Consider the following 14,076-nt stretch of genomic DNA (forward strand, 5'->3'; position numbering starts at 1 on the left):
CTAGGTATGTGACGGGCTTGTCGGGGGCCCGGCGAGAAGGGGTAGCGCATGGAGAAACACATGACCGCCCTCCGTTTCCTGGTGGCCGCCGGCTGGTCCGGCACCCCACTCGGCGACGCCCGCGATCCGGACGCCCTGCTCTATGTGCGCAGACTCGGCGCCATCGCGGACGCGGTCCTCGTGCTCGGGCCCGAGGAGGCCGAGGCGAAACGGATGATCGACGGCCGGGTGACCTGGCACATCAGTGGTTCGGTCGCGGAGGTCGTCGACGCGGTCCTGGCGCTGCCGCATCTACTAGTCGCCGGCTGACTGTGCAAGCCGGGGCTCCCCGGAACCGGGCGTTTGTCCACAACCGGGGAGTTATCCACAGCCAGCCACGCTCCCCCTGGTCCCACTCCAGTCGACCGTGTCATGGTCCTGGAGTGGGACCCCCGGCTCCAGGAAGCCGAGGGACACCCACACCGCGGTCCGGTCCGGCTCAGCCCTGGTCGGCCGCTGCCGCGGCAGCCAGACTGCGGGCCAGTTCCCGTCGGAGCCAGAGGAGGTACGCCCAGATCAACGCGAAGATGACGCCGAGCACGCCCAGGGTGAACACGACGAAACCCGCCGCGATCATCGCCACCTGAAGTGCCACCGCGACCCAGACTCCCCACGGGAAGCGGATCAGCCCGGAACTCAGCAGCATCGCCACGGCCAGCACGGCGACCAGGACGCCGCCGGTGGTGCCGATGCCGCCGCCGAGCTTGGCGACCACCGGTAGCGCCAGGGCCACCACGATCGCTTCCATGATCAAGGTGCCCATCATGATGCCGCGGAGGGCCTTGGCCGGGTTCTTCATCGGCTTGGGTGCGCCGTGGCTCATGCGGGTGCCTTCCCCAGCAGGGCGCGGGTCTCGCCCGCGGTGACCACGGAACCGGTGACCACGACGCCGCCGCCGTAGACGGGCTCGTCCGGGTTGTCGGTCTCCTCGGCCAGCCGGATCGCGGCTTCCAGTGCGTCCGGGAGGTGGGGTTCGACCAGGATCCGGTCCTCGCCGAAGATCGGCAGGGCCAGCACGACCAGGTCGTCGATGTCCATGGCGCGGGGTGAGGAGTTCTGGGTCAGCACGATCTCGTGCGCCACGGACTCCAGCTCGGTGAGGATGCCGGTGGCGTCCTTGTCGCCCATGACCCCGACCACGGCGACCAGCTTGCGGAAGCCGAACTCGGCCTCCAGCGCGGCGGCCAGCGCCTTGGCCCCGTGCGGGTTGTGCGCGGCGTCGATGAGCACGGTCGGCGCGGTGCGCAGGCGCTCCAGCCTGCCCGGCGAGCTGACCGTGGCGAAAGCCTCGCGGATGGCCTCGATGTCGAGCTGGCGGTCCGGTCCGGCGCCGAAGAACGCCTCGACCGCGGCCAGCGCGAGCGCGGCGTTGTCGGCCTGGTGGGCGCCGTGCAGGGGCAGGAACACGTCCTCGTACACCCCACCGAGTCCCTGCAGCCGCAGCAGCTGGCCGCCGACGGCGATCTCGCGCTCCAGCACGCCGAACTCGGCGCCCTGCCGGGCCACCACGGCGTCGGTCTCGGCGATCCGGCGCAGCACCTCGGTGGCGGCCTCGGCCGGCTGCTCGGCCATGACCACGGTGGAGCCGGGCTTGATGATCCCGGCCTTCTCCTTGGCGATGCCTGCCAGGTCGCCGCCGAGGAAGTCGACGTGGTCGATGGCGATCGGGCAGATCACCGCGACCCGGCCATCGGCCACGTTGGTGGCGTCCCAGCCGCCGCCGAGGCCGACCTCGACCACGGCCACGTCCACCGGGGCGTCGGCGAAGGCGGCGAAGGCCATGCCGGTGAGCACCTCGAACTTGCTCATCGGCACCGGCTGGCGGCCGTCCACCAGGGACACGTACGGCTCGACGTCCCGGTAGACCTCGATGTAGCGCTCGGGGCTGATCGGGGCGCCGTCGACGCTGATCCGCTCGGTCACGAGCTGCAGGTGCGGGCTGGTGTAGCGGCCGGTGCGCAGACCGATCCTGGTGAACAGGGCATCGATCATGCGGGAGGTCGAGGTCTTGGCGTTGGTGCCCGCGATGTGCACGACCGGGTAAGAGTGCTGGGGGTCGCCGAGCAGCTCGGTCAGCAGGCGGATCCGGTCCAGCGAGGGCTCGATCTTCGTTTCCGGCCAGCGGGTGTCCAGCTCCGCCTCGACCGCGCGCAGTGCGGCCAGCGACTGCACCGGCTCGGTCTGACTGTCTGTCACGTCGTCCGAGTCTACGTACCCGCCGATCAGACCAGCGGCAGGCCCGGTGAGCTGAACACCGTCCGGTCCGCGCGCACCGCGAACACCGAGCAGCCCGGCTCGGCGGCGGCCCAGGCGATGCCGTCCTCGCCAAGGGCGAAGGCGGCGGTGGCGGTGGTGTCCGCGACGGTCAGGTCGGCGGCGAGCACTGTCACGCTGAGCAGCGCGCGGCGCGGCGGCAGGCCGGTGCGGCCGTCCACGATGTGTGCGCCGCGCTCGTAGGCCGCCGAGGTGGCCACCGCCGCCGAGCCGACCTCCAGCACGCCGCAGAGCTGATCGGCCTGGTCCGGGTGCCGGATGCCGACCCGCCACCGCTTGCCCGGCTCCGGCACGCCGTGGGTGAGCACATCACCACCGGCGTTGAGGCAGAAGTCGCGTGCCCCAGCTCGGCGCAGCAGCCCCGCGGCGCGCTGCACCGCCCAGCCCTTGACCACCGCGCACGGGTCCAGCGCCCGGCCCGGCAGCCAGGCCCGGAACGCGCCGCCGGTGCGCTGCTGGTAGTCCACGCAGACCTGCAGCACGTACCGCAGGTCGGTGCTCAGCTCGGACTCGGCCAGCTCACCCCGGCTGAACAGGCTGACCTCGCTGTCCAGCCGGAACGGGCTGAACCGGGCGTCGACCTCGTGCAGCCAGTCGAAAACCCGCCGCACCGCCTGCTCGCCGATCCGCTCGTCCCGCAGGTCCACCGACACCGGCAGCCCCATCACCTGCTCGACCCTGCGCACCGTGCCCACCGCGGACATCAGCGCCCCTTCGCGTCGATCGCGGCCTGCAGCGACTTCGCGTAGGCCTGACTGGTCTGGGTGGCGCCGGAGACGGTGTCGATATCGGCGCTCTGCGCGCTCAGCGCGGACTGCCGAAGCCGCGGCAACGCGCCCTGGGTGCGAGTGCTGGTGGGTGCCCGCAGCGCGCGGACCTCGGTGATCCGGTCCCCGGTGAAGGTGACCTGGACCTGCACCGAGCCGTAGCTGGTGGACTCGCTGGACCCGGTGGTGCTGGTGCTGGCGGGCTGGCCGGAACCCCCGGAAGGCGGTGCCGCGCCGCTGGTGCCGGGGGCGGCCGGGCTGGTCTCGGCGGGGGCGGGATCGGCGAGCACGGCGGTGCTCTCGTGCGGGGTGGCCTCGAAGCGCCACAACGGGATGAGCCCGGCGACGGTGAGCAGCAGGACGGGGATGACCCGGCGCATGGGGAGGGTCCTCTCGGGAATGGGGAGGTCAGGTGAGTGGGGGTCGGCTGGCGAACCGGCGGGGGTCGCTCGGCGGGAGCGGGGCCGCTCGGCGGGGCGGGGCGGGGCGGGTGTCGGTCGGCGGGGCGGGTGTCGGTTGGCGGGGCGGGTGTCGGTTGGCGGGGCGGGTGTCGGTTGGCGGGAGCGGGGCGTCGGCGGTCAGCTCGCCAGGCTGAAGCGTTCGGCGTGGATCTGGTCGCGGGGCACGTCCAGTTCGCGCAGGCCACGCAGCACCGCGTCGGTCATCGGGGGCGGGCCGCAGACGAAGACGTCCCTGGACCGGATGTCGGGCACCAGCGCCGCCAGGTTGGCCGCGTCCAGCAGGGGTCCGTGCTCGCTCCGCGCGTCGTTCGGGCCGGTCAGCAGGTGCAGCACCGCGCCCCTGGCGTGGGCCAGCTGGGCCAGTTCGCCGAAAAGCACCGCGTCGCCGTGCGCGCGCACCCGGTAGAGGACCACCACGTGCCCGGCCATGTCCTCCAGCAGCGCCCGCACCGGCGTGACGCCCACGCCACCGGCGACCAGCACCGCGTTCGGGGTGCGCTGGTGCATGGTGGTGAACGCGCCGTACGGCCCCTCGGCGAAGACCCTGGTGCCCGGCTGGATGTGGCGCAGACCCGCGCTGCCGGGGCCGAGGGCCTTGGCGGTCAGCCGCAGCGAGCGGCCGTCCGGAGCCGCGGAGAGCGAGAACGGGTTGGCCTGCCACCAGCGGTCCTTGGCCAGGAAGCGCCACAGGAAGAACTGGCCGGCGTGGGCGGGCAGGCGGTCCAGGTGGCGGCCGGTGATGTAGACCGAGACCACGGTGTCGGACTCCGGCACCACCGCGGTCACCCGGAACCGGTGTCGCAGGTTGCGCCACAGCGGCAGCAGGAACCGGCCCAGTACCACCGATCCCAGCGCCAGCCCCCACAGCGTCCACCAGTAGGCGCGGGCGAAGGGCGACCCGGCGAAGGTGCGCCCGGCCGCGAGCTGGTGACCGAAGGCCAGCAGCACCGCGAGGTAGGTGTAGAGGTGAATGAAGTGCCAGGTCTCGTAGGCGAGCCTGCGCCGGGCCGCGCGCACCGACACCGCGCCGACCATCATGATCAGCAACAGCGCCACGATGGCCCGCAGCACACCGTCCACTGTGGTCGCCAGCTCGGCGAACTGGGTCAGCACCGGCAGATTCTCCGCCTGCGCGTAGCCGTAGGTGATGAACACCGCGTGCGCCAGCAGTGTCCACAGCAGACCGAAGCCGGTCCACCGGTGCCAGGAGGTCAGCCGATCCATCCCGATCCGGCGGTCCAGCCAGGGCAGCCGGGCCACCAGCACCAGCTGGAAGGCCATGATCAGCGCGCCGTACAGGCCGGTCAGCCTGCCCAGCAGGATCAGCGCGTTGGCGTCGAACCCGGCCGCGGCGAACAGTCCGGCCACCACGGCCGCGTTCGCCGCCAGCAGCGCGTACAGCCCGGTGCGGGCCACCGCCTTCGGGCGCAGGGACGGGGTCGGGGTGGGCGGTGTCGGCGGTGCGGGGGCTTCAAGCGTGGTCACTGGTCTGCTCCTGCTCGGGTCTGCGGCAGCGCTGGGGGCTTCGGTTGTGAGCCTCGCCAACGAAGCTGTGGCCACGCTGTCCCGAAGCTGTCGACTTGCTGTCTCGTGCCCGCGTGGCCGCCCACGGCCTCGCCGCGGGGCCCGGACTGACGCACCATGTGCAGGTGAGCAACGACAGCCAGGTCCGTCTGCTGGTGGTGGACGACGAACCGCACATCGCCGACCTCGTCGCCACCGTGGCCCGCTACGAGGGCTGGCGGGCGGCGACGGCAGGCACCGGCGCGGAGGCGCTGCGGCAGGCCGCCGCGTTCAACCCGGACATCGTGGTGCTCGACCTGATGCTGCCGGACCTGGACGGGTTCAGCGTGCTGGACCGGCTGCGGGAGAGCGGCTCACTGGTCCCGGTGGTCTTCCTCACCGCCAAGGACGGCACCGCCGACCGGATCGTCGGCCTGACCCGCGGCGGCGATGACTACCTGGTCAAACCCTTCTCGGTGGAGGAGCTGATGGCCCGGCTGCGCGCGGTGCTCCGGCGCAGCACCGCCCAGGCCTGGACCCCGCAGGCGCGTTCGGTGCTCCAGGTGTCCGACCTGACCCTGGACGAGGACACCAGGGAGGTCCGCCGGGCCGGGAAACTGGCCACGCTCACCCCCACCGAATACGAACTGCTGCGCTACCTGATGCGCCGCTCCCCCGCGGTGCTGACCAAGGCGCAGATCCTGGACCACGTGTGGGAGTACGACTTCGGCGGCCGTTCCAACGTGGTCGAACTGGTCATCTCGCATCTGCGCCGCAAGGTCGACAACGGCCATGAACCGCTGATCCACACCATGCGCGGGGTCGGCTACGCGCTGCGCCAGGCCGTCCAGTGAGCCGAGGCGGCCGCTGGCGGGCGGCCTGGCGGCGGACCCGGCTGGGCACCAGGCTGTCCCTGGCGCTGGGCGCGTTGTCGCTGGTGGTCTTCGCCGTGGTGGGCACCGTGATGGTGACCAGCATGGAGGAGTACCTGGCCGCCCGGCTGGACGAGCAGATGAAGAAGAGCCAGATCGAGCAGACCGCGGCCTGGCGGGAGAAGGGCGCCCCGCAGCCGCCCTGGTCCTGGCAGTCGGTGCTCTTCGACATGCGCGAGGGCAAGCCGAAGATGGTCAAGGCCACCAGCGGCGCCATCCAGCAGAACATCGACAAGCTGGCCAAGGTCGCCCAGGAGGTGCACGGCCAGGACGAGGACATCTACACCACGCTGAACCTGTACGGGAAGGACGGCACCTTCCGGGTCCGGGCCTGCACCATCAGCGGTAACGAGGTGCTGGTCAGCGCCGCGCCCAGGGACGACCTGGACGGCACGGTCAACTGGTTCATCACTGTCTGCGTGGCCATGTTCCTGGTGGCGCTGCTGGTCCTGGTGGTCTCCGGCAGGCTGGTGCTGCGCCGCGGCCTGCGCCCGCTGGCCCAGATGGCGGGCACCGCGCACGACATCCGCTCGCACGACCTCACCGACTCCGCCCAGCTCCCGGTGCGCGCCACCGGCGACGGCGGCGGCGGGGTCGAGGTGGAGGAGCTGCGCAGCGCGTTCAACCTGATGCTGGAGCACATCGACACCTCACTGGCCGCGCGCACCGCCGCCGAGCAGCGGCTGCGCCGGTTCGTCGCGGACGCCTCGCACGAGCTGCGCACCCCGCTGACCTCCATCCGCGGCTACGCCGACCTGTTCAAGTACGCCGCCGCCAACGAACCGGCCGAACGCGACCGGCACCTGGCCCGCATCCGCGAGGAGGCGGGCCGGATGACGGTGCTGCTGGACGACCTGCTGCTACTGGCCCGCCTGGACGCCGCCGAGGTCGAGGAACCACTGCGCCCGGAGGACATCGACCTGGTCGCACTGGCCAACGCCGCCGCCGACGCCTTCCGCGCCGCCCGCCCCGGCCACCCGCTCACCGTGGTGCTGGCCCAGGACCAGCTGGCCCTGCGCGCCGACCCGATGCGGCTGCGCCAGGTCCTGGACAACCTGCTGACCAACGCCGCCGTGCACACCCCGCCCGGCACCGAGGTCGAACTCGCCGTCTGGGCCGCCGACGAGCACGCCCTGATCCGGATCGGCGACAACGGCCCCGGCATCCCGGCCGCCGACCAGGAACGCATCTTCGACCGCTTCTACCGCGTCGACGACTCCCGCTCCCGGAACAAGGGCGGCAGCGGCCTTGGCCTGGCCGTGGTCCGCTCGCTGGTCACCGCGCACGGCGGCACGGTCGAACTCGCCAGCGCCCCGGGCCGCACCACGTTCCTGCTCCGCCTGCCGCTGAGCTACTCCGGCGAGCCGGGCGCGCGCGGCGTGGCCGGTCCCAGATCCGAGAGCTGATATCCGTCGGGATAGGCCTTCATCTGTCCGCCCGGGGTGAAGGCGCTGCTCGTCCTCGGCTTGAGCAGGCGCTGGATCCGGGCCCGCAGCCGGAAGCCCAGCTTCACCGTGGTGCGCAGCGCCCACGGGGTGCGCGGCACGCCCAGCGCCCGGCGCAGCGGTTCGTCGTCGATCACGTCCAGCAGCGCCAGGCCCAACAGTCTGCCCAGGGGACGGGCTCGCGGGGGGAAGCGGTCGGCGATGAGTTGCTGGGAGGCGCGCAGCAGGCGGGTGTTGGCCGGGGTGTGTGCGAAATGCTCGCGTTCGTAGGTGTCGAACCAGTGCTCGTACTTCTCCCAGCTCGCCGGGATGTCCGTGATGCCCATCCGGGAGCCCAGCTCGCGATAGAAGTGGTAGGCGGCGATCCGCTCGGCCTCCACCGGGCGGCGCCAGCCATAGCGGTCCAGCCAGCGGAAGGGCACGAACATGAAGGTGCCCAGCACGTACAGGTAATCGTCGTTGCTGATCGTCCACGGGCGGTGCGCGCCGTTGGTGATCCGCAACGCGCCGCGGGCCCTCGGGTGGTCGAAGCCGTGCTCGACCATCTCGAAGATCAGCAGGCCGGTGTCCTCGGCGCGTTTGACCGGGTCGTGCTCGATGTGGCCGGTGTGCGCGAGCAGGCCGGAGATCGAGGGCACCGCGTAGGTGCGGTAGAAGGCCAGTTGCAGGGCGATGCTGACGTCGAAGCTGAACTCATACAGCGCGGTCAGGCGGTAGATCTCCGCGTAGTCGCGTTCGGGGTCCAGCTCCTGGATGCGCGCCAGGTGCACGAGTCGTCGTTTCATCGTCCGGCTTCCTCCGGCGCGGCGATGGCGGCCGCGCCCGTGCTGGTGGTCTCGGCGAGCACCTGTCTGACCACCGGGTCCCGGCGGAACGCGCGGGTGATCGCGCGCCACCGGTGCACCAGTTCGGCCAGGTCCTCCGCGCCGGCGGCGCTGCCGAGGGGGTTGTTCGTCACGTCGGGGATGCCCAGTTCACGGCGGCGCAGCGCGACCGCGTACCCGGCGGCGGCACGCACCGCGGCCACCAGCTCGGGCGGCCGGCCGCCGGTCAGCTCCTGGACCCTGGCCTGCACCTCGGGCGGGATGGCCGGGCGGAGCTGCTTGCCGCCGTCCTCCAGCTCGATCAGCCTGCGGTAGAGCCTGCGCCGGCCGGCACGCAGGTCGAACAGGTCGGCGCGGCGGGACTTCGGCGGGTCCAGGGTGATCTCCGGCAGCACCTCGGCGAAGCGGGCCCACAGCGGGTAGAGCGCGTGGTGCGCACGCAGGAACCGCCACCAGGCCGCGGTCGCCCCTGCCAGCCGGACCAGCGGCGCGCAGTGCCGCCGCACCCATCTGGCCACGGTCTCGCCCAGCGCGCACGCGGTCACGCCCAGCGTGGCCAGCGCGCAGGCCGCGGGCATCAGCCAGCCCTCCACCGAGTCCGCGGTCCAGCCAGGGGTCACCCCGAACAGCACCGCGAGCTGGAACCCCAGCTTGTGCGCGCAGAAGGCCAGCGTGAACACGTGCGCCAGCACCTGCAGCCGCAGTCCGACGAAGAGCCACCACACGTCCCTGGCCTTGGTGGACCACTGCCAGGCCAGCCGCATCAGGTTCAGCGCGGCCCAGCCCAGGTACAGGCTGAAGGTGGCGAAGGCCAGCGCCGCCACCGGATCACCCGGCCCGCCTGCCTCGTTGCGCCCGGCCGGGCCGTGCAGGAAGTCCCTGGCCCGTGGGGTGACCGCGAAGAGCAGCAGCATCACCGCGGTCACCGCGAACAGCACCAGCGCCTGCCGGGCGGCCCGGCGAGCGGCATCGGCCGGTTCCTCGATGGAGTAGAGGAAGAAGACCTGGATCAGGTACGCGGTGCCCAGCACCAGCACGTGCTGCACCGGCCAGGCCAGGTTGAAGCCGACCTGGTTGATCACCGGGTAGACCACCGGGAGCTGCACCGACAGCGCCAGGGCCAGCGCGAGGCAGCCCAGCAGCAGCGAGCGCACCGCCGGGTTGCCCGCCCGGCCGATGAGCTGGCGCAGCCGGGTCAGCACGGTGGCGAGCGTGGCCAGCACCACGGCCAGCACGAGAAGGCCGGCGGCGCTCACTGCTGGGTGGGGCCCAGTCCGTGCGCGAGCCGGTCGATCACCTGGGCCTCGTGCGGGGGCAATCGTTTGGCCTTGCGGCCCAGCACCCGGCCACCCGCCGCGTCGAGCAGCCGGGCGGAGAACTGGGTGGCGAAGCTCTCCGCCTCCCGCTCCTGCAGATCCTGGAACCCGGCCCGGCACAGCGCCTTGCCCAGCAGCTCCGCCCGCCGCGCCTCGTCGAAGTGCGGGAACAGCAGCCGCAGCATCGGCAGCCTGGGCTGCCCGCCCTCGCCGAGGCTGCGGTGCTCCAGGACCAGGTGGCCGATCTCGTGCAGCACCGTGTTCTGCTGGTGCAGCGCCGAGGTGGTGTCGTCGTAGAAGACGTAGTCGGCGTCGTAGGCCGAGACCAGCAGCCCGTCGAACGGCGCGACCCGCCCGCCCAGCACCTGGCTCAGCGGCATCAGCTCGATCGGATGCCCGCGCTGCTCACCCAGCCTGCGGCAGAACTCGCCGACCTGGAACGGCTGGGGTGGCGCCACCGAGGAGAGCACCTGGTCCAGGACGCGTTCCACCCTGGCGGGTACTTCGGTCACGCACTCACCCCCTCACCGGTTCCTGGCGCGGGTGGCCAGCTAATCAGGCTTCGGGCAGCGAAGCCAACCTCGCGGTAATGCGTTCGATCTCCGCCTCGGCCGCCGCCTTGCGCTCGGTGATCTTCTCCACCACCGCGGCGGGCGCCTTGTCGGTGAACGCCGGGTTGCCCAGCTTGGCCACGCAGCCGGCGAGTTCCTTCTCGTTGACCGCCAGGTCCTTGGTCAGCCGCTTGCGCTCGGCCGCCACGTCGATGGTGCCGGAGGTGTCCAGCTCGATGGTGACCGCGCCGGTGGGCAGGTTCAGCTCGAAATCGGCCGTGGCGGCGAACTCCGCGCCCGGTTCGTCCAGCTTCACCAGCGCACGCACCGAGGCGGTCAGCGCGGTCAGTCCGGCGGCGTCCAGCCCGGAGAGCCGGGTGGCCACCCGCTGACCGGGCTTGATGCCCTGGTCCGAACGGAACCGGCGGATCTCGGTGACCAGCTGCTGGACCGCCGCGATCCGGTCCGCCGCAACGGGATCGGCGCTCGCGCCGGAGACCGTCGGCCAGGCCGCGATGACCAGCGACTCCTCGCCGGTGAGCGCGGTCCACAGCGTTTCGGTGAGGTAGGGGGAAACCGGGTGCAGCAGGCGCAGCACCACGTCCAGGACGTGGCCGAGCACCGCGCGGGTGGCGCCGGCCCGGTGCTCGTCGTTGAGCTGGACCTTGGCCAGTTCCAGGTACCAGTCGCAGAACTCGTCCCAGACGAAGTGGTAGAGCGCCTCGGTGGACTTGGCGAACTGGTAGTCGTCCAGCAGACCGTCCACTTCGGACACCAGCGCGTCCAGGCCGTCCAGGATCCACCGGTCGGCGTCGGTGAGCGAGTCCCGCGCGGGCACCGGCACGGCCACGGTGGCGCCGTTCATCATGGCGAACCTGGTGGCGTTCCACAGCTTCGTGCCGAAGTTGCGGGAGCCGGCCACCCACTCCTCGCTGATCGGCACGTCGGTGCCGGGGTTGGCGCCGCGGGCCATGGTGAAGCGCAGCGCGTCGGTGCCGAAGCGGTCCATCCAGTCCAGCGGGTCGACCACGTTGCCGACGGTCTTGGACATCTTCTTGCCGTACTGGTCCCGGACCATGCCGTGCAGCGCGATGGTGTGGAACGGCGGCACGCCGTCCATCGCGTAGATGCCGAACATCATCATCCGGACGACCCAGAAGAACAGGATGTCGTAGCCGGTGACCAGCACACTGGTCGGATAGAACTTGGCCAGGTCGTCGGTCTTCTCCGGCCAGCCCAGGGTGGAGAAGGGCCACAGGCCGGAGGAGAACCAGGTGTCCAGCACGTCCTCGTCCTGGCGCCAGCCCTCGCCCGCGGGCGGCTGCTCGTCCGGGCCCAGGCAGATCTGCTCGCCGTTGGGGCCGTACCAGACCGGGATCCGGTGGCCCCACCACAGCTGGCGCGAGATGCACCAGTCATGCAGGTTGTCGACCCAGTCGAAGTAGCGCTTGGTCATCTCCGGCGGGTTGACCGCGACCTTGCCCTCGCGCACCGCGTCCCCTGCGGCCTTGGCCAGCGGGGCGACCTTGACAAACCACTGCAGCGACAAGCGCGGCTCGATCGGCTCCTTGGAGCGCGAGCTGTGCCCGACGCTGTGCAGGTACGGCCGCTTCTCCGCGACGATCCGGCCCTGCGCACGCAGCGCCTCGCGGACCGCGACCCGCGCCTCGAACCGGTCCATACCGTCGAATTCGGTGCCGGTGTGCGCGATCCGGCCCTGCTCGTCCATGATCGTCGGCATCGGCAGCTCATGCCGCTTGCCGATCTCGAAGTCGTTCGGGTCGTGCGCAGGGGTCACCTTGACCGCGCCGGTGCCGAACTCCGGGTCGACGTGCGCGTCGGCCACGACCGGGATCTTGCGCCCGGTCAGCGGCAGCTCGATCAGCGTGCCGACCAGGTGCTTGTACCGCTCGTCATCCGGGTGCACCGCGACCGCGGTGTCACCGAGCATGGTCTCGACCCGGGTGGTGGCCACCACGATCGCGGCGTCCCCGTCGCCGTAGCGCATGGAGACGAGTTCGCCCTCGACCTCCTCGTGGTCGACCTCGGCGTCGGAGAGCACCGAGCGCAGCGTGGGCGACCAGTTGACCAGCCGCTCGGCCCGGTAGATCAGGCCCTCGTCGTAGAGCTTCTTGAAGATGGTCAGCACCGCGCGGTTGGACTTCTCGTCCATGGTGAACCGCTCGCGGGTCCAGTCCACGCTCTCGCCAAGGCGGCGCATCTGGGCCAGGATCTTGCCGCCGTACTCGGCCTTCCACTCCCAGGTGCGCTCGATGAACGCCTCCCGGCCCAGCTCCCGGCGGCTGGTGCCCTCGGCCGCGAGCTGCTTCTCCACCAGCGCGTGCACCGCGATGGAGGCGTGGTCCATGCCCGGCAGCCACAGCGTCTCGAAGCCCTGCATCCGCTTGCGCCGGATGATCAGGTCGATCAGCGTGTGCTCGAAGGCGTGCCCGATGTGCAGGCTGCCGGTGACATTCGGCGGCGGGATGACGATGGTGAACGGCGGCTTGTCGCTGCCCGCGTCGGCGGTGAAGTAACCGCGCTCGACCCACCGCTGGTACAGCTCGCCCTCTACCTCCGCCGGAGCGAACTGGGCGGGGAGTTCGGTGCGGGCCTGCTGCGGAAGGGTCTCGGTCACAGCAGTCGATTCTACGGGGGCGTCGAAACCGGAATTCCCGCTGGTCGCACCGACCCCGACCAGCGACAAGACTCCCGGACCTGCGGCGGCCGCTGCTAACCTCGGCACGTTTTCACTCATTCGGGGGGTTGGCATGACCGAGGACCCACAGGTGCGCGAGATCAAGCGCCGTGCGTTCTGGCGCCGCAACGGCGGCCGCTTCCTCGGATTCGGCCTGGTCATCGCCCTCGGCGTGACCGGGGCGGTGCTCTACCGGACCGGCCTGCTCAACGGCCTGGCGCCCGACGGCATCGGCGGCGCGAACCCTGCCAGCAGCACCCCCAAGGTCAACCTGACCACCCCGTTCCTGGGCACCGAGGCCGGACCGTGGGCCGACGGCGCGGCCGGGATCACGCTGCCGGAGACCGGCAAGCTCGGCAAGTACAGCGCGGAGCAGGTCAGGGCCTTCGCCGAGCAGGTGCGCAAGGTGCTGATCACCGCCCGGCTGGACCGCCGGGTGATCGTGGAGGGCAAGACCGAGCACGTGTTCGCGCTGATGGCGCCCGAGGCGCGGGAGCAGTACGACGAGCACCGGGAGAAGGAGAAGCTGCCGGTGGACGGCGGCTCGTTCCTCTACACCCGGATCGCCCCCGGCTACCCGCTGCTGGAGGTCGAACCCAAGGTCAAGGGCGAGCTGAAGGTGTTCCTGGACGCCAAGGGCAAGCTGACCGCGACCACCAACTACGTGATGGCCTACGCCTTCAAGCCCGACCAGCCGGAGAAGATCACCGACCCGCACGAGCTGATCGCCATCCAGCGCCGCGAGGCGGAGTGGTTCCTGGAGGACAACAAGCAGATCCGCAAGAGCCAGCACGGCCTGTGGTGGGGCGAGAAGTTCAACGGCTACGACTACCTGATGAGCTGCTCGGCCTCGGAGAAGGAACTGCTCGCGCCGACCTTCCGGGAGAACCAGCAGCGCCGCACCACGGGTCCGGAGCCCACGGCCAAGCACGATCGCAAGCACTACTTCGACCCGAACTCGCCGGTGGGCGATGAGGACGGCTGCAAGAAGTAGAGGCTGTGTTGAATTGGCGTGCTCCGCACGCTGGATTTTTCGCCTCTGAGTCGCCTCGTCGTGTACCCGCCGCACGCGAAGCAAGCTTCGGATGCGGCGGGCACACGACAAGGCAACGCGAAAAATCGGTACCCCGCCGCAGGTGAAGAGCCCGCCGTGTCGCTGGCGCGCCACGCCTTTTCGCAACAAGTGATCGCGTGGTCCTGCTGTGTGCCTTGTCTTCTCCGGTCCTGGCCAGTGGCCTTCTCGTGGTGGGGTTGGGCACGTACGAT

At 71.2% G+C, this 14,076-nt stretch carries 13 protein-coding genes; 4 read left to right on the forward strand and 9 right to left on the reverse strand.

From position 1 onward, the window contains the following. Positions 1-60 precede the first annotated feature (60 nt). Entirely contained in the window at positions 61-309 is a 249-nt protein-coding gene (locus ACTOWY_RS04130) for a hypothetical protein (protein ID WP_441308252.1), read from the forward strand. Positions 310-478: 169 nt separating this feature from the next. Here ACTOWY_RS04130 and ACTOWY_RS04135 read toward each other — a convergent pair whose 3' ends face one another. From ACTOWY_RS04135 to ACTOWY_RS04155, 5 genes are all read right to left on the reverse strand, one after another. After that, positions 479-862, reverse strand: a complete 384-nt coding sequence (locus tag ACTOWY_RS04135) for a DUF4233 domain-containing protein (protein ID WP_441308253.1) — start codon at positions 860-862, stop codon at positions 479-481. Next, positions 859-2,235 carry a bifunctional tetrahydrofolate synthase/dihydrofolate synthase gene (gene folC / locus ACTOWY_RS04140; protein WP_441308254.1) on the reverse strand — a complete coding sequence of 459 codons (1,377 nt, stop codon included), beginning with the start codon at positions 2,233-2,235 and terminating at the stop codon, positions 859-861. The genes ACTOWY_RS04135 and folC overlap by 4 nt, the downstream gene beginning before the upstream one ends. A 26-nt stretch (positions 2,236-2,261) precedes the next feature. Beyond that, entirely contained in the window at positions 2,262-3,017 is a 756-nt protein-coding gene (locus tag ACTOWY_RS04145; protein WP_441308255.1) for an FAD:protein FMN transferase, read from the reverse strand. Further along, positions 3,017-3,460, reverse strand: coding sequence for an FMN-binding protein (locus ACTOWY_RS04150; protein ID WP_441308256.1), 444 nt, complete (start codon positions 3,458-3,460; stop codon positions 3,017-3,019). The genes ACTOWY_RS04145 and ACTOWY_RS04150 overlap by 1 nt, the downstream gene beginning before the upstream one ends. A gap of 198 nt (positions 3,461-3,658) precedes the next feature. Continuing rightward, complete coding sequence (locus ACTOWY_RS04155) at positions 3,659-5,026, reverse strand: ferredoxin reductase family protein (protein WP_441308257.1); 1,368 nt, start codon at positions 5,024-5,026, stop codon at positions 3,659-3,661. Between the two features lie 164 nt (positions 5,027-5,190). Here ACTOWY_RS04155 and ACTOWY_RS04160 point away from each other — a divergent pair, with 164 nt between their 5' ends. Beyond that, positions 5,191-5,898 (forward strand): response regulator transcription factor, encoded by a 708-nt coding sequence (locus ACTOWY_RS04160; RefSeq protein ID WP_441308258.1) that lies wholly within the window; start codon positions 5,191-5,193, stop codon positions 5,896-5,898. Next, on the forward strand, positions 5,895-7,382 hold the full coding sequence (locus ACTOWY_RS04165; RefSeq protein ID WP_441308259.1) for a sensor histidine kinase: 1,488 nt from the start codon (positions 5,895-5,897) through the stop codon (positions 7,380-7,382). Before ACTOWY_RS04160 ends, ACTOWY_RS04165 begins: the two co-directional genes overlap by 4 nt. On the opposite strand, the gene ACTOWY_RS04170 is transcribed toward ACTOWY_RS04165, so the two are convergent. The 4 genes from ACTOWY_RS04170 to ACTOWY_RS04185 are packed head-to-tail and all read right to left on the reverse strand — an operon-like array spanning position 7,328 to position 12,750. Then, complete coding sequence (locus ACTOWY_RS04170; RefSeq protein ID WP_441308260.1) at positions 7,328-8,206, reverse strand: oxygenase MpaB family protein; 879 nt, start codon at positions 8,204-8,206, stop codon at positions 7,328-7,330. The two genes, ACTOWY_RS04165 and ACTOWY_RS04170, sit on opposite strands and share 55 nt — an antisense overlap. Next, on the reverse strand, positions 8,203-9,501 hold the full coding sequence (locus ACTOWY_RS04175) for an MAB_1171c family putative transporter (RefSeq protein WP_441308261.1): 1,299 nt from the start codon (positions 9,499-9,501) through the stop codon (positions 8,203-8,205). Before ACTOWY_RS04175 ends, ACTOWY_RS04170 begins: the two co-directional genes overlap by 4 nt. Continuing rightward, entirely contained in the window at positions 9,498-10,073 is a 576-nt protein-coding gene (locus tag ACTOWY_RS04180) for a hypothetical protein (RefSeq protein WP_441308262.1), read from the reverse strand. The genes ACTOWY_RS04175 and ACTOWY_RS04180 overlap by 4 nt, the downstream gene beginning before the upstream one ends. Before the next feature lie 43 nt (positions 10,074-10,116). Then, complete coding sequence (locus tag ACTOWY_RS04185) at positions 10,117-12,750, reverse strand: valine--tRNA ligase (protein WP_441308263.1); 2,634 nt, start codon at positions 12,748-12,750, stop codon at positions 10,117-10,119. 133 nt (positions 12,751-12,883) lie between these two features. On the opposite strand from ACTOWY_RS04185, the gene ACTOWY_RS04190 reads away from it, so the two are divergent. Next, the gene (locus ACTOWY_RS04190; RefSeq protein ID WP_441308264.1) at positions 12,884-13,804 is read left to right on the forward strand and encodes a hypothetical protein; all 921 of its coding nucleotides are present in this window, start codon (positions 12,884-12,886) and stop codon (positions 13,802-13,804) included. The last annotated feature ends 272 nt before the right edge of the window (positions 13,805-14,076 follow it).

Origin of the sequence: Crossiella sp. CA198 (genome assembly GCF_052078295.1) — a bacterium.
GTDB lineage: Bacteria > Actinomycetota > Actinomycetes > Mycobacteriales > Pseudonocardiaceae > Crossiella.